General features: G+C 56.0%; 12 protein-coding genes and 1 pseudogene. 7 read left to right on the forward strand and 6 right to left on the reverse strand.

The genetic code is table 11. From position 1 onward, the window contains the following. Nucleotides 1–5: 5 nt before the first annotated feature. A complete protein-coding gene (locus NYE74_RS22730) occupies nt 6–269 on the reverse strand; it encodes an oligopeptide/dipeptide ABC transporter ATP-binding protein (RefSeq protein ID WP_341005189.1) in 264 nt (87 codons plus the stop codon). 119 nt (nt 270–388) lie between these two features. Between NYE74_RS22730 and NYE74_RS22735 the strand changes: the two genes are divergently transcribed. The 3 genes from NYE74_RS22735 (at nt 389) to NYE74_RS22745 (ending at nt 4,489) form a co-directional block, all read left to right on the forward strand. Next, complete coding sequence (locus NYE74_RS22735) at nt 389–2,164, forward strand: DEAD/DEAH box helicase (RefSeq protein WP_036623872.1); 1,776 nt, start codon at nt 389–391, stop codon at nt 2,162–2,164. A gap of 5 nt (nt 2,165–2,169) precedes the next feature. Then, entirely contained in the window at nt 2,170–3,282 is a 1,113-nt protein-coding gene (locus NYE74_RS22740; RefSeq protein WP_341005190.1) for a YqhG family protein, read from the forward strand. Nucleotides 3,283–3,442: 160 nt separating this feature from the next. Next, a complete protein-coding gene (locus NYE74_RS22745) occupies nt 3,443–4,489 on the forward strand; it encodes a hypothetical protein (protein ID WP_036623875.1) in 1,047 nt (348 codons plus the stop codon). 357 nt (nt 4,490–4,846) lie between these two features. On the opposite strand, the pseudogene NYE74_RS22750 reads toward NYE74_RS22745, so the two are convergent. Next, nucleotides 4,847–5,119, reverse strand: a pseudogene (locus NYE74_RS22750) (sigma factor-like helix-turn-helix DNA-binding protein); the annotation flags it as partial. Nucleotides 5,120–5,141: 22 nt separating this feature from the next. Between NYE74_RS22750 and NYE74_RS22755 the strand changes: the two are divergent. Next, on the forward strand, nt 5,142–5,288 hold the full coding sequence (locus tag NYE74_RS22755; RefSeq protein WP_164815232.1) for a hypothetical protein: 147 nt from the start codon (nt 5,142–5,144) through the stop codon (nt 5,286–5,288). Nucleotides 5,289–5,324: 36 nt separating this feature from the next. On the opposite strand, the gene NYE74_RS22760 is transcribed toward NYE74_RS22755, so the two are convergent. Continuing rightward, complete coding sequence (locus NYE74_RS22760; protein ID WP_036623880.1) at nt 5,325–5,540, reverse strand: YqzE family protein; 216 nt, start codon at nt 5,538–5,540, stop codon at nt 5,325–5,327. A 156-nt stretch (nt 5,541–5,696) separates the two neighbouring features. Between NYE74_RS22760 and NYE74_RS22765 the strand changes: the two genes are divergently transcribed. Both NYE74_RS22765 and NYE74_RS22770 read left to right on the forward strand, forming a co-directional pair. Further along, the gene (locus NYE74_RS22765; protein ID WP_036623881.1) at nt 5,697–6,395 is read left to right on the forward strand and encodes an N-acetylmuramoyl-L-alanine amidase family protein; all 699 of its coding nucleotides are present in this window, start codon (nt 5,697–5,699) and stop codon (nt 6,393–6,395) included. 126 nt (nt 6,396–6,521) lie between these two features. Continuing rightward, the gene (locus tag NYE74_RS22770) at nt 6,522–8,561 is read left to right on the forward strand and encodes a methyl-accepting chemotaxis protein (protein WP_036623882.1); all 2,040 of its coding nucleotides are present in this window, start codon (nt 6,522–6,524) and stop codon (nt 8,559–8,561) included. A gap of 616 nt (nt 8,562–9,177) precedes the next feature. Here the strand turns inward: NYE74_RS22770 and NYE74_RS22775 are convergent. Both NYE74_RS22775 and NYE74_RS22780 read right to left on the reverse strand, forming a co-directional pair. Further along, complete coding sequence (locus NYE74_RS22775; RefSeq protein WP_213510777.1) at nt 9,178–11,160, reverse strand: hypothetical protein; 1,983 nt, start codon at nt 11,158–11,160, stop codon at nt 9,178–9,180. Nucleotides 11,161–11,179: 19 nt separating this feature from the next. After that, nucleotides 11,180–13,225, reverse strand: a complete 2,046-nt coding sequence (locus tag NYE74_RS22780) for a TOMM precursor leader peptide-binding protein (protein WP_082207828.1) — start codon at nt 13,223–13,225, stop codon at nt 11,180–11,182. Between the two features lie 171 nt (nt 13,226–13,396). Between NYE74_RS22780 and NYE74_RS22785 the strand changes: the two genes are divergently transcribed. Continuing rightward, nucleotides 13,397–13,501, forward strand: a complete 105-nt coding sequence (locus NYE74_RS22785; protein WP_036623883.1) for a hypothetical protein — start codon at nt 13,397–13,399, stop codon at nt 13,499–13,501. 231 nt (nt 13,502–13,732) lie between these two features. Here the strand turns inward: NYE74_RS22785 and NYE74_RS22790 are convergent, their stop codons facing one another. After that, nucleotides 13,733–15,175: a glycoside hydrolase family 1 protein gene (locus NYE74_RS22790; protein ID WP_124332869.1), complete on the reverse strand. Its 1,443-nt coding sequence runs from the start codon at nt 15,173–15,175 to the stop codon at nt 13,733–13,735. Nucleotides 15,176–15,185: the final 10 nt, after the last annotated feature.

Genomic DNA, 15,185 nt, shown 5'->3' on the forward strand with positions numbered 1-15,185 from the left:
CCTGCCTATTTCACCAGATGGCAGGCCGCAAAATGGCCTTCGGAAACTTTTTTCCGTGCCGGTTTAACGGTCCTGCACGTTTCCGCCGCAAAAGGACAGCGCGGATAGAACGCACACCCGCTTGGCGGATTGAGCGGAGACGGGATCTCGCCCTGAATGGATAGTATTTTATAAGAGTCCGGAAAATAGGATGCCGTGAATCGGTTCCACCTCATTCCGCCGAAGCGCAAACTTCCGCCTATGTTATGAACCGCCTCTTTTTCGTCCATACTACACTTACATCTGCCAAGCCTACTTTTTGAGCAAAGAAACAGTTCGCCGCTTCATCTCTTCCCGAGTCGAAAAAACCAAGTCGGATGTACAAGCACAAAAGGGAGGTTTTATCATCATGTTTGCTCATCCCCCCGGCGATTCCCCAAGCTTGATCAAGAATCCGCCCCCGCATGCCGAGGTCCCGGTCGAATTCGACCGGAGCTGGTTTGGCGAGCTTGCGGCCCGGCAGGAAAAAGGCGGGCCCTGGGACGATTGGAAGCTGTTCAATCTTGCCCTTGAGGCGGAAACCGCTTCTTTGGTCACGAGCTTTGAGGAAATGCAGTGCCTGAAGCATCTGCAGCAGGTAACGCCGCTGCCCCACCAGACCGAAACCGCCCGCAAGGTGCTGTTTGAAATGCGCGGGCGCGCCATCCTGGCCGACGAGGTCGGCCTGGGCAAGACGATCGAAGCCGGTTTGATTTTAAAAGAATACATCGTCCGCGGGCTGGTCCGCAAAGCGCTGATCCTGGTGCCCGCTTCCTTGGTGCTGCAGTGGGTGCGCGAGCTCAATCAGAAATTCGGCATCCCTGCCGTCGCCCAGAAAAAGGAACACTCTTGGCATAACGACATCGTCGTCGCCTCGATGGATACGGCCAAACGCGATCCCCATAAATCGATCCTGCTGAGCAATGAATACGACATGCTGATCGTCGACGAAGCGCACAAGCTGAAAAACAAAAAAACGACGAACTATCAATTTATGCTGCAGCTGCGCAAAAAATATTGCCTCCTGCTGACGGCGACGCCGGTGCAAAACGACCTGGACGAGCTGTTCAACCTGATCACGCTGCTCAAGCCCGGCCAGCTCGGAGGGCAAAGCGAATTCGCGGCCAATTTCGTCGTGGACAAACGCCTGCCGAAAAACGAGGAGCAGCTAAAGGGAGAGCTCTCCAAAGTGATGATCCGCAACCGCCGCGCCGACGGGGAGCTGGAATTCACGAAGCGGATCGTCCGGAACATCGACGTCGAACTGTCGCCGGAAGAAAAAAATCTGTACGACGGAGTCACTTCCTTCGTCAAAGACCAATATCAGGCGGCCGGCGGCGATTTGAACAGCATGCTCTCGCTCGTAACACTCCAGCGCGAAGTATGCAGCAGCCGCGACGCCGTTTTCGTCACGCTCGTCAACCTGTCGAAGAAGCTTGCTCCCGATTCGCCCCTGCGGGATAAAATCTGGGACATCGTCGACCTGATCCGGCAGATCAAGGCCAACAGCAAAGCCGAAAAAACGATGGAACTGATTCGCGAAATGAACGATAAGGTCATCGTTTTTACCGAATACCGCGCCACTCAGGAATACCTATTGAACTATTTCCGCGACCGGGACATAACGGCCGTTCCCTACCGCGGCGGAATGAACCGCGGCAAAAAGGACTGGATGATGGACCTGTTCCGCGACCGCGCCCAGGTGATGATCGCCACCGAAGCCGGCGGCGAAGGCATCAACCTGCAGTTTTGCCATCACATGATCAACTTCGATTTGCCCTGGAATCCGATGCGGGTGGAGCAGCGGATCGGCCGCGTGCACCGGCTGGGGCAGCAAAATGACGTCAAAATCTACAACCTGTCCACCAAAGGGACGATTGAAGAGTATATCGTGAACCTGCTGCACGAAAAAATCAACATGTTCGAAATGGTTATCGGAGACCTTGACGTGATATTGGAGCGGTTTGAGAAGGAGCATTCCCTGGAAAAAAGCATTTACAAAATCATGCTCGAATCCAAAAGCGACGAGGAAATCGCCAGCCGCGTCGATTCGCTCGGCCGCTCGTTCCATTCGATCAAATCGGAGCTGGACGTGCAAACCGGCGATAACGGAGGCGGCGATCTGAAACAGCTGTTGGGAGGTTGACCCGTATGACGATGACGAGCGAGCAAATCCGCAAGCTTGTGATGACGTATCTTGAAGCAACCGAGTGCCAATTTCTCGAAAAATCCCCCTATCATGTCACCGTTAAGCTGTCGCCCCGGGCCGACCGCGATTTGACGAACCGCCCTTATTATTGGGGGTTTATCGAACGCACCGGGGCCGAGCCGGAGACGATGTCGTTTTCGTTCATCTTCGACCCCGAGCGGCACCGGGAGGCCGAAGCCGGGCAGGCGGCCGGGCCGAAGCCGGGCAGGGGCGCTGCCGCCGGGCCGAATGCCGGCAAGGGCGCCGCGGCCGGATTTAGCGGCAGCGGTCCGGCAACCGCAGGCGCTGCGCCAGGGTCTGGCGGCGCCGGCGCTCAGGTAAACGCGCCAGGCCCCGGCGGCGCTGCCGGGGCCGGACCGCTGCCGGGCCAGTCGGGCCAGTCGCTGGAGGATACCCTCCTCGGCCGCTATTACGGCCCCGTGCGCCCGTTGCCGATCCTGGGACCGGGCCGCATTCAACGCGAGGAGCTGACGTTCGGCAGCTCCCGGCTAAGGCAGATCTTCGAGGCGGCCAAACGGGGCGGCCGCTACGTCTATCTGTTCGAGGAGCCGGGGACGCGCCAGCGCCTGGCCCTGCTTCCGGCCGCTTACGAACCGTGGCTTGGCGTCTGCTTCAAAGTCGAGTTCTGCTGCGACATGAAGCGGGAAGAGCTCCATTTCTTCGGCGTCTCTCTGCTAAGCGGAAAAATCGACGAAGCCTTTGACAAAAGACTATCCGGCGCCACGCTCGTCCCGCGCCTTCCGGAGAACGTCCATATCGAGCCGACGAAGCTGACCTTGGACGCGGGCCGGGCCGCTCTCGAAGATCGGTTGTCCGAACTTCTCGGCGCCTGCGACAAGATTTGGTCGATCCAGGCCAGGGAACGCCTGCGGGACGAGTTGGAGATTATCGAAGCTTATTACAAGGATCTGCTCAAAGACCCGGATGAGGAGCGGAAGCAGGCGGCCTTGAACCAATACGAAGCGAGGCGGGAAGAAATCCGCTGGCAATACGAGCCGAGAATTGTCGTATCCGCCTTGGGCTGCGGCATCTTTCACCTGCGTTCGCAGCGGTGACCAGAAATAGACCGATCTCGCTAAAAGACCGCAAAAATAGAAGCTGGACAAAGGCTCAAAGCGCGACAGGTTGCAACAACCTTTTTGCCCCGGCTTCGGTACAATGGACAAGCAATCGCAAAAGCTGACCACTCCCATCCCATATATAGGAGGGCGAACGATGTTTGGAACCATCCCCCGAAACATCACGATTACGCTGAAAATTTTATGCAGCATCGGACTGGCTTGCGCCGGCGGACTCGCACAGCCGGGAGAAGCCGCCGGCTATGCCGCCGCTTTAGCCCCGGGCGCAGCTTCCGAACCGGCCGCCGGCCTTCAAACGGCCGACAATGCTCCCGAGCAGCTCCGTATTTTTGCCGAGGACGCGATACGGAAGCTGGCGCAAACCGAACCGTTCAACGCCTGGCTTGGGGCAAAAACCGTGATCGAACCGCTTGGCCCGGGAACGCACAGCTGGCTGGTCACCGTTCTCCCCGGCGGATCCGGCGGCGATTCGCGCTTGAACGGTTACCTGATCATTTCGGCCACGTCCAATGGCCAATACAAACTGGTTGAATACGGGCTCGGCGCGCATAACGTGTTTGCCCCTTCCTTGCTGAAGGCCGCCCTAAAAAATAGCGAACTTGCCGCGGAGATGACGCCGGAGCAGCTCAGCCAAATCCGCGTTACGCCGCTGTATGCCGGCCCCGCCCTGGCCGAATGGATGGTCCGCCTGCCGGATGACGAATCGCCGCGGTTCATCCACGCCGCGGACGGGGAATGGCTGCCCGAAACGGCGGACACCTGGGACAAGCAAGCCGCCCTTTATCAAGCCCCCCGGCTCGCAGCGGGCAGCGGCCAGGCGGAGCTGGCTCCCGGCGAAATCCATTACACCGCAAGCCGGTTTAATCCTTACGACAATTTGCTGTGGATGACGCAAGGTCCGCTCCCGGTCAAGCAGGAAACGTTCATCCGCAAGCTTCAATCCAGCAAGCAGCTGATCTTCGCCGCATCGGGCCCGGAACGCACTTATTCGATTCCTATGCCGATATATGGGTACCAGACGTGGCAGGATGGCGCATCCTCCGGGACCGATGCCGCAGCCGGCGGCACCTCCCTGAACGGCCCCGTATATGTATTAACCGGCGAAGGCCCGTCGATCCGGCTTATCGCTTTGGATGCTCTGCTGAAGTCGCAGCCGGGCAAGTTCGTCGCTTATCCCGGTTAAATGAGCAAAACCGCCGAAGAAATTTCCTCGGCGGTTTCTTTGATATCGAAACGGGAGTAAGCTTGCGAAATTCTCCCTTCCCGCGAAAAATAGCGGAACTTTTTGTCCTTATTATCCGGAGCCAAGCATGTACAGCCCCATTAACAGCATTTTTAGTCCCTATTTTCGTATGAATGGCCCGGAACAAGGGCATTTCCTTGCAATTCGAAAAAATAGCGACATATTTTTCCTCTATATCGCTCAAATGGACGGATGTCACCGGAATAACGGCCTTTTTTGCCCCTATGTTTGTCTCGGAAGCTCCTCAGGCGAAACGCTGGTTCCTCCCCTCCGCAAATCCGCAAACCGCATAACCGTTTACGCCTTTCTGCGTTTTCTCTGGTAAACAGGCGGTTCAGCCAGCTTGATATAGAAATCGGTAATGTTGCCGTAAGCGTCGGATTCAATGTGGCAGCAGCCGGTCAGCATCATTTTCAGCATCTCGCGGCCGCGCTGCACCCGTGATTTGGCCGCCGAGTACGAAATGCCCAGGTGGCTGCTAAGCTGCTTCTGCGACATGCCCTGCAGCTCGGACAGCTCCAGCGCTTCCCGGTAAATGTCCGGCAGGCGGGGAATCGTCGATGCGAAGCAGGTAGAGGATAGCCTGCGGAGATTGAACACCGATTATATTGACCTGTATCAAATTCATAATCCCGACGTAGCGAGCCGTCTGCCCGAAGAATATCCGTTTTGGTCTTTCATGGAGGAAGACGATTCGATCATCCGCAAAGCCCCGCAAAAAGCCGGCCGGCATAACTAAAGGGTGCGCGAACATCGCGTACCCTTATCCGTTGTTCTACCCCTCGCCGGAAGAGGAATGCTCCTTTTCCTTTTTCCGTTTTACCGGAAGCTGCTCTGCCCATAAAGATACTGAAAAAGGAATCATCCCGAACCAGCGGCGTGTCCACGGTTCCTTCGGCCTGGAACGTTCCCGCCGGACTTCCCTGGGGGTTTCTACGAAATCGACAACTTTTTCGGTAATGTACTTTACCAGTTCATCGCCTTTGGCCATGCTAAGCTCTCCTTTTTTTGATATGCTCGCCTTTGCTTATCTCTAGTTTGCTCCGGGAAGCCGTTCCCTAAACCCGCCTTCGGCGGCGGTACATGCATGATTTGGGCACGGGAAGTTCAATCTATAAAAGAAATAAAACCTGAAAAGGGGAGTACCATGAAAATACGGATACGGTATCCGCTGGCGGGTCTGCTTATCGTCTCCCTTGCCCTCGGTTTGTGCGGAAGTCCCGCTGGTGCGGATGACAAGGATCTGCGGCACGTTTTTCCGGAGCCGGTCATCCTGATCGATGCGGGACACGGCGGCATTGACGGCGGTACCTCTTACGAAGAAATTATGGAAAAAGACATCAACCTCGAGATCGGCCGCCGGCTTTACGTCGTGCTGCGAAGCCACGGATACCGGGCGATTCTGAACCGGACGGGCGATTACGCCCTCAGCGACGATAACCGCTGGTCGCGCAGCCGTTCCCGCCATATGAGGGATCTGGCCCAGCGCAAGGAGCTGAGCGAGCAGCTTCCCGCTTCCATCGTCGTCAGCCTGCACGTGAACTGGGGCCGGAACAAATCGAAACGGGGACCGCTTGTCCTGCACCAGAACGAAGGGCGCAGCGCGCTGCTGGCCGCCTCCATTCAGAATGCCTTGGAACGGTTTTACAATCTGAACAGAGCTTCGATCCCTGAGATCGGCAAACCGTTTTACCTGCTGAAGCATGTCGAATCGCCTGCCGTCATCGTTGAAATGGGCTTTTTGAGCAATGCGGAAGACCGCGCCCAGCTGATTAGCCGGAGCGGCCAGCAAAAGATCGCCGAAGCGATTTACACCGGCATCGCCGAATATTTTACGGTGATGTAGGCTCCTTTTGGGTTAAATTTCCACTACATAACTCCTGCTCCGCAACCGATATATCTTTTCGTTAGCAGCTATAGAAAAAGAGAAGCATAGGGGAGTTGAAAAGTAGTGAGAGGAAAACCATCAGGAATGGCCGGAAAGATCAAATCTGTTTCATTGCGCGTGAAAATACCCTTTTTCGTCTGTTTATTGGTGATCGCGTCTTTGCTGGCCGCTTCCATTCTGACTTACCGGGAGGCGTCCAGCGTGGCGCTGAGCAAGAGCAAAGATGAAATCAACGTGATGGCCGACCGGCTGGGAGGCGGATTGTCGACGGCCGTCCAACTGCAGCAGCAAGCCACCTTCCTCATATCGGAGCACAATACGTTCCGCAGCCTGCTAAAACTAAGAGAATCCGGCGAACTCACGGATAAACAATTTTTCTCGTCAGCCAATCCTTATCTGGACCAAGCGAACGCAATTCTGAAAAGCAGTTTGGAAGGAACCGGGGACATCGATTCCTATTTGCTTACGGATGCCAAAGGGACGATTGTGGCCGGAACAAACGTGAAAAATATCGGGCAATCGCGATCGGACCGCGATTACTTTAGCGAAGCGCTCAAAGGTCAGCCTTACATCAGCGACGCCATCGTATCGAAAAGCACCGGCAAGCTGCTGCTCGCTTTTGCCCAGCCGATCAAGGATACGGACGGCAAAGTGCTGGGCGTTTTCGTAACGACGATCGACAGCCAGTTCTTTTTCAGCACGTTAGGCGAAGTTTCCATCAACCGGGAAGGCAGCATCGAAATCGTCAGCCGCGGCGGAACGGTATTATATAATTCCAAAGACCCTTCAAGAATCGGTACGGTCATTGCTGAACTCGCAGGTTCTGTAAAAAACACGGGGAGTCAAGAAATCGAAAAAACCAGTCTCGAAATGAACAACGAATACCTGCGGATCAACCGGATTCCGGGCCCGGACTTAACCGTTACGGTCGTCGATTCTTTGGACGACATTAAGCAGCCGATTAAGGTGATGCTGCGCAATACCGCTATTTTAACCTTTGTGATCATTCTCGTGGCTGTCGGCTTCGGCTTGTTGCTTTCCCGTTACATCGCGAAGCCGCTGACGCAATTAACCCATCTGTTCCGGCAAATGGCTTCCGGCGATCTTACCGTTAACGCGGACGAGGACCGCTATGAAGGCGAGCTTAAAATATTGGCGGGCAGCTTCAACCAAATGGTCGGCCGCAACAAGGACTTGATCCGGAATATGAACAAAACGATCGAGGTGCTTGGGACAAGTACGAAGGAGCTGGAAGCTTCCTCGAAGCAAACGGCCGTATCCGTCAGCGAAACGTCGGCCACTTCGCAGGAAATCGCCAAAGCGATGGATTCTCAAGCCCGGGAGACGGAACATATCGTGGACAAATTTTTCGGTTTCGGGGAAAGTTTCGAGTCCATGAGCTCGAAAGCTCAATCCGCCAAAGAGCGTTCGGAGGAAATCGTCGGCGTGTTCCATACGAGCAACGAAGTGGTGGACGAATTGATCCGCATTAACGAGCAAAACGAAGAACAAGTGAACAAGATTTCCGAGATGACATTCAAGCTGCAAAAAAGCTCGGAGCAAATCAACAGCATCACGGGCGCGATTGCCGAAATTGCCGCACAGACCAACCTGCTCGCGCTGAACGCGTCCATCGAGGCGGCGAGAGCCGGCGAGCACGGCCGCGGCTTCGCCGTCGTGGCGGCGGAAATCCGCAAGCTGGCCGAGCAAAGCTCGCGGCAGTCCGCTCATATTCAAGGTATCATCCAGGAGAACCTCGCGTTTGTGGAGGATAATTACCAAAGCGTGGCCCAGATTCAAAAGATCGCAGCCATGCAGGACCAGTTTGTCGGCCAGACGCGGCAAGCTTTTAACGTTATCTTTGATAAAACCGCCGACATTGCCGACCAGATCAAAAAGATGGCGGAAGAAGTCGGCCGCCTGGAAAGCGACAAGGACGAAGTGCTCGGCTCCGTCCAAAGCCTCTCGGCATCGGGCGAAGAGGTCTCCGCTTCCGTCGAGGAGGTTTCGGCCACGATGACGGAGCAATCGGCAACCGTCCAACAGCTCGCCGGTATGGTGCAAACCATTGACGGGCTGGCGAAGGAACTGACCAAGGCGGCGGCGCAATTCAAAGTGGAGTAGCGGCGAATACGGCTGGGGCCGAAAAGGTACGGCGGTTACAGCTGTGGCGAATAGGCAGTGGCCGATACGGCCGCAGTGAAATACGGCTGCGGCGAATAGTCCTCCGGTTACGGTCGTCGCTATGAAATACTTCTCCATCGAGTTGATCGCAGCGAATTTGATCGCAGCCAGTCCAAACCATGCCGCAGCCCGCGAAACGCCGCGCGGAAAGGCCCTACGGTACTATCCCGCACCCTGGTAGAATACACAAAAGAATTGACCTGCGGTATGCCACCTTTAATACCTACGTTTTATCCCGCACCCCTGCACAATGCACCGCAGAATGCCCTGCGCCCCCCTGCCCCACCTAGTATTGCGCCGCAGAATACCTGCGGTATGCCACACAGAATACCCATGCGGAAGTGCACCGTACCCTGCGAAATGCAAAAGTGCATGCGATATTCGTCGAAATCCCCCGAAACAGGTGGTTCAAATGCAAAAATGCAGTTCATACCCAGCCAAAATTGTCTTTTTTATCGAATGGCCCCAAATCAAATGCACTTTTGCATTTCAAACGCTCTAGAGAGGAAATCTGGAGAAAATCAAATGCACTTTTGCAGTTGGTTCATTCAAATGTTCACGATGTTCCACCTACCCGAAGCGACACGCCAAATACAGCCAGCTCTTTCAGGAACGGCTCCACAGCAAGATCTACCACGTTTAGATGATACCCGTCCTTCCTCACAACCTGCAGCGCGTCGAACAAGACCTCCGGTTGGAACGTTTCATCAATGCTGTCGATGTCAACAAGAACGGGAGCATCCTGTTTCAACTGCACAGAGGGAATCTCCAGCACGTTGGCGGGCCGGCAGACCGAGCCCGGTGGATCTTGCGTATTTTGCGCCATCATTAAAGCGGCTCGAAGGGCATTCCGCAGCGCAAATGTGTGATTAAGGCCGACACCGCCGTACCAAGCCCCGCCCGTTCCCGCCCAAAACACCGGAAACCCGGACACGGCTTCTCCCAAGCCGATCACCGGTTCGCCCCGCATGATGTTTAAAACTTGCAAGTAGTAGCGGCAGTGCTTATCTTCCACGTTCCCCAGCCGAACACAGGCGGCGGACGGCACTAGCTCTTGCGACTGCTTGTGCACCTGCTCCTGCCCCCGCTTCCCCTCATGCTCCCGCTTCTGCTCATGCTCCCGTTCGGCCGCCTGCTCCTGCTCCCGCTTCTGCTCGTACACCCGCTCTTCCGCCTGCTCCTGCGCTCGCTTCCCCTCACACTCCCGCTCTTCCGCCTGCACGCGGGTCTGTCCGCAGATCCGCCTGCGCAACGTTTCGCACAAATATGCTTCCAACCCCCGGCGGAGCGCCTCCGCCGCCGTCTCCCCCGCACCGATGCCGATAACCCCGCCGGTTTCGTCCAAAAGCGCTTCGGCCAGCCGCGATACATATGCTTCGATTCCGGTCAGTCCCGCTTCCCGGCGCGCTTCCTCATGCGTCAGTCCGGCGCAAACGAGGTCCGGCAGCAAGCTTGCGGGACCTTCCGACAACGGATCGGCTGACTGCACACGGCATTGAGCGAGCGGCAGCTGGCTTAAACCGCCCTCCTCCCAAGCGTGGAAAATCCCGATTTGCCCCGAGGTCAAGCGGCCGAAGTAAGAGAACCAGCCAGCCGGGAGGCTGCCTTCAAAGATTGGTTCGATTCCGCACTTAGTAATTTGCTTAAACGGTTGGTCGGAAGTCTGGTCAGTCGGGTGGTCGGAGGTTTGCTTGATCCGCTGCTCAGAGGTATGCTTGATCCACCGCTCAGGGCTTTTCTTGATCCACTGCTCAGGGCTTTGCTTGATCCACCGCTCAGAGGGTTGCTTGATCCACTGCTCAGAGGTTCGCTCAAACCAATGATCGGAAATTTGTTCGAGCCGCCGCCAGGAAATTTGCAGATTTTCGATGGGGATCCCCTTCCGTCCATGCGCGAACGGATGAGGGAAAAAAGCATGCCAGCCGCCTTCCAGTGTCTCCAAATCAAGCAGGTAGACTAAATTTCCCTCCCCCGCCCCACTCTCTCCCGCAATATACCGCAGCAGCCGGGAGACAAGCGCGTTGGCGAGCAGCGCGCCCGCCGCCACAGAAACCGGCTGCCGCTGCGGGCCTCGGCAAAGCGCAGTCTCGTGCAGCCTGCGCCAGGCCGACTCCCAGCCGCCTTCCAGGCCGGGCTGTACGAACGGGCCCGCCACCCCCGTCCGATGCAAGCAGACGGCGGGCAGCAGCGCCTTATTCTCTTCCCGGCAAGCCTGCTCAAGCAGCAGCAGTTCCCCGGGCTCCCCCTCCTGTGACGCATAAAGAATCGTTTGATGCGGCCGCACGGCATTCCGCCAGCCGGCAGCATCTTCCTGCCCCAAGACAGCTTCCCGCAGCTTCGCCTCGGGAGCCGCTTGGCGGGCCCCGCGCAGCCATTCGGCCAGAGGCTTCCGATCGGCGGAGGCCGAACCGGTCATGCACAAGTGGAAATCGGTGAACCCGGACCGGGTCAAAGCGGACAGAAGCGAAAAGAAAACCGGTCCGGAGCCAACGGCCAGGATGTCATCCGGCCGCACTGTTTGAAGCCGATGTGGACTCAAGTGGTCATTCCTCCTTGGTTTACACAAAAGGATGCGGATGCGGGTTAAGCTGCTCCAGCGTTAACGGTTCCGCCGCGTATCCGAGCTCCGCCGGTATCCTCAGCACTCTTTCCAGCCCGTTCAGCCGGATGAGCTGATGTCCAAACGTTATCGGCAGCATACCCGGGATCAACACTTTGACGCAGTGTAAACGATGGCGCGAAATTTCCGGAGACGTCTGGTCGATCACGATCACTTCGAGATTCAACCGTTCGAAGATTTGCAGGATGTCCTTCAGATCTTCCGTCAGATCGGAATGGCCGGCCTTCCGCCTAAATTGTTCCGCAAACGTCCGCATCGGCCGCCGGCCGCCCAGCAAAAAATCAAACCTTTCCTCCGCTTGCGGCAAACCGTTCAGCAAGGCATGATCCTCCATCTGCAGGACCAAATCGGGGTCATGGAACATGTCCGGCAACTCGTCCAGCCGCTCCGCAAACCGTTCGTTTAACGCAGCCGCCAGTCCGCCAAGCTCATGCACAGCGCTTTTCGCCGCCCGTGCCGGGTCAAGGTGAGAACCCGCCGCACAGATCAGATTCATGTTCCGAGGCTCCCTGCTTTTCGCCAGCGCCAAAATGGCCGGTATCCGGTTTTCCATCGTCATGTCAAACAAATAAACCTCATACCCGGCAACCGCTTGAAACCTTTCGATCATCAACCTTAGTTCCCGATCTTCCGCGGAATCGGGGTCCAGCCGCGGGACGGGCAATTGTCCATACCAGGTGATGAGAAACGCGTCGCGCTCGGCCACCTCCAAAATCCCGTAGAAAATAGCCTCCTCCAGGCTCCCCCCCAAAGCGCACCCGTTGGAACCTTCCTCGACAAAGCTCTCCCCGTAATTCCAGCTGTAATAGGCCAAGCACTCCGGAACCAATATAGGACGCCGCCGCAAAAAAGAATACCCCCAAACCCAGCCCATGGCGCGGTCCGGGTCAAACGGTTCGAACGGAAAATCCGGCGCCGCATACCGTTCCGGCTGATATAACCCCACTGTGGCGGGATCGAGCGCTTCCTCGGCGATCCGGTTATAGCTTTCGCGCACCATCGTGCGTTTGCTCCGCTGAACGAAACCGCAACGCCGCTCCAATCCTTCCAAAATGGCGGTCAGCCCGCTTTCCGCAAAACGATGGCTATGGCCCCCCGAAACCTCGTCTCCCGTCATCAACGAAGGCATATTCACATATGCCCCGGCAAACGGGGAAACCAGGTCAATCGACGCTTTGTTAAACACGCCCGTACGGGGGTCCAAATAGTCATGAATAAGCCCATCTTTCAGGTCGTCGATTCGGCGGGAGCGGTAACTGTCCGCGCTCGCTTTGGGCCTTGGCGCAAGTTCGATCCATGCCGCCAAGGCGGAATCGGCGGGAAGTTCTCCGCACACTTCGCATAACGGATCCGGCAGAACATAATGGAGCGAGCTCTCCAGCGTCTCCAGATTAACGATATTCAGATGATCCTGCGAGCGGGCTTTTTTTCCGCTAAGAACAAGACGGCACTCATTCACGGCGATATAAGCCGCATGAGCAAGCCCCGAGTACGAAGGAGGCGCTTTGGCGGAAGTTTCCTCCGGTTCGAGCAGCGAAAACAGCGAGGCCATGACATCGCTGCCGTCACGTCCGGCAATCTCCCGCCGCCGGTCCGCGCACCGGCAACACCCTCCTGTCTCCGGATGAACCAAAGGCCCAATCACCGCCTCACTCCCGGAAACAAGGCAGCGCAGCCAAGGGACGCCTTGTTGCCGCAGCGCTTCTTCCGCGTTGAGATCCGCCGCCGGATTTTCGCCGCCGCAAATCCATACGATAAGCCCCGTCTCCTCCGGCAAACCGCCAATCCGTCCACTAGGTTCACTAGGTTCATTACGCTCATTACATTCACTACGTCCGTTTTTCCATACGGCCTCATTTTGCGCGGACAGCTCTTTATAAACCAACTCGGCCAGCAGGCCCTCGCCGATCACCGCAACCGTCCGGCGATGCCGCCCGGAACCTTCGGCAGCGTCTTGCGGATTGCCGCCCTCCAACCTTGTCATTGTAAATCCTCCCATTTAAGTTCGCCTGTTTTATCCCTAATTTATGTTCCGGGCGTATGTATCGTTACGCAGAAAAATTAGTCGATGATTAGAATCGTTACATTCGTCCAATCCAAATTGGTCTATGCTCAATATATTGGTGTTGTAGCAAAGCAAAGGAGGTGGCGAACAATGAGCGCATTTAGCTGTGCAGGTTTCGGTGGTTTCACTAGCACTGGCGTTATTCTCGTGCTTTTCATCCTGTTGGTTATCGTTTCTAGATCCCTGTTCATCTAACCGATCAGCTGCCGGCTTGAAACCGCCTATGCATGCACTTCAAGCCGCCATGACGTTCACACCGTTCGCACGAACAACCGCAGCGTCAGCAACCGATAGACGCCGCTCCAAGCGTGGTCAACTCCTAGCTTCCGGACGGGGCGGCGGCTTTTAGAGAATCAATGGAACAAAAATAAAAACCGCCAAAACCTTGATTTCACAAGGCTTTTGGCGGTTTTTGGTTTTCCGGCTTCAACGCTTCAGGCTGCTGCCGTTGGTCGCGATGACCTCTTTGTACCAATAAAATGATTTTTTGCGATAGCGTTCAAGCGTGCCGGAGCCGTCGTCATGGCGGTCGACATAAATAAAGCCGTAACGCTTCTTGAGCTGGGCCGTCGAAGCGCTGACCAGATCGATACAGCCCCAGGTCGTATAACCCATCACTTCCACGCCATCCGCAATGGCTTCCGCCACCTGTACGAGGTGATCGTTCAAATACTGAATGCGGTAATCGTCTTCCACCGTTTTCTCTCCGGCTTCGTTCACGATCAGTTCATCGACCGCTCCCAGCCCGTTTTCCACGATAAACAGCGGTTTTTGATAACGGTCGTAGAAGGCGTTCAGGACGATGCGCAGCCCTTGAGGATCAATTTGCCAGCCCCATTCGCTGGATTTCAGATACGGATTGGGAACCCCGCCGAGGATGTTCCCTTCGCCGGCGGCGAGTTTCTCCGGATCGGCCGTCTGGCACACGCTCATATAGTAGCTGAACGAAATAAAGTCAACGGTATGCCGCAGAATTTCTTCGTCGCCGGGCTCGAATTTGATTTCGATTCCGTTCTCTCTGAAGAAACGTTTCATATATCCCGGATATACGCCGCGGGCATGCACATCGCCAAAGAAATAGTTCCGGTGTTCAAATTCCATCACTTTAACCACGTCATCCGGATTAGGCGTAAGCGGGTAGGTCGGCATGCTCAGAATCATACAGCCGATCTCGGCCTCCGGATCGATCTCGTGGCATAGTTTGACCGCGGAAGCGCTGGCCACAAGCTCGTGGTGCACGGCTTGATAAAGATCCTGTTTGCTCAGCTTGTCCTTCGGTGTGTAGATGCCCCCGCTCATAAACGGCGCCTCGAGAATCGAGTTGATTTCATTAAACGTTAGCCAGTATTTCACCTTTCCCTTGTACCGCTTAAACACCGTAGTGACATAACGCTTATAGAAATCGACCAGCTTCCGGTTGACCCAGCCGTCGTATTCCTTCGACAAATGCAGAGGCGTTTCATAATGGGACAAAGTGACCAGCGGCTCAATCCCGTATTTCAGGCATTCATCAAACAGATCGTCGTAAAACTGCAGCCCTTTTTCATTTGGTTCCGCCTCGTCGCCTTTAGGGAATATCCGCGACCAGGCGATTGAGGTGCGGAACACTTTAAAGCCCATCTCCGCAAACAGCTTGATGTCTTCCTTGTAACGGTGGTAAAAATCGATGCCCACCAGCTTCATATTGTCGGGCGTCGGCGCTTCCGTTACCGGGCCAAACAGCCCTTTGGGCGTTACGTCCTGCACGGATAAACCTTTGCCGTCTTCGTTATAGGCGCCCTCCAATTGGTTGGCCGCGACGGCGCCTCCCCATAAGAACCCTTCCGGAAACCGGATTTCACTCCCGGTTTTGCTGCTGCTGTTACTCATTTGCACCACA

Source organism: Paenibacillus sp. FSL P4-0127, from assembly GCF_038007325.1.
Taxonomy (GTDB): Bacteria; Bacillota; Bacilli; order Paenibacillales; family Paenibacillaceae; genus Fontibacillus; species Fontibacillus macerans.

Bases quoted from the DNA above. Each gene is read 5' to 3' on its own strand.
- NYE74_RS22730 (WP_341005189.1), bottom strand. From the start codon at position 269: ATGGACGAAAAAGAGGCGGTTCATAACATAGGCGGAAGTTTGCGCTTC.
- NYE74_RS22735 (WP_036623872.1), top strand. From the start codon at position 389: ATGTTTGCTCATCCCCCCGGCGATTCCCCAAGCTTGATCAAGAATCCG.
- NYE74_RS22740 (WP_341005190.1), top strand. From the start codon at position 2,170: ATGACGATGACGAGCGAGCAAATCCGCAAGCTTGTGATGACGTATCTT.
- NYE74_RS22745 (WP_036623875.1), top strand. From the start codon at position 3,443: ATGTTTGGAACCATCCCCCGAAACATCACGATTACGCTGAAAATTTTA.
- NYE74_RS22760 (WP_036623880.1), bottom strand. From the start codon at position 5,540: ATGGCCAAAGGCGATGAACTGGTAAAGTACATTACCGAAAAAGTTGTC.
- NYE74_RS22765 (WP_036623881.1), top strand. From the start codon at position 5,697: ATGAAAATACGGATACGGTATCCGCTGGCGGGTCTGCTTATCGTCTCC.
- NYE74_RS22770 (WP_036623882.1), top strand. From the start codon at position 6,522: ATGGCCGGAAAGATCAAATCTGTTTCATTGCGCGTGAAAATACCCTTT.
- NYE74_RS22780 (WP_082207828.1), bottom strand. From the start codon at position 13,225: ATGACAAGGTTGGAGGGCGGCAATCCGCAAGACGCTGCCGAAGGTTCC.
- NYE74_RS22785 (WP_036623883.1), top strand. From the start codon at position 13,397: ATGAGCGCATTTAGCTGTGCAGGTTTCGGTGGTTTCACTAGCACTGGC.
- NYE74_RS22790 (WP_124332869.1), bottom strand. From the start codon at position 15,175: ATGAGTAACAGCAGCAGCAAAACCGGGAGTGAAATCCGGTTTCCGGAA.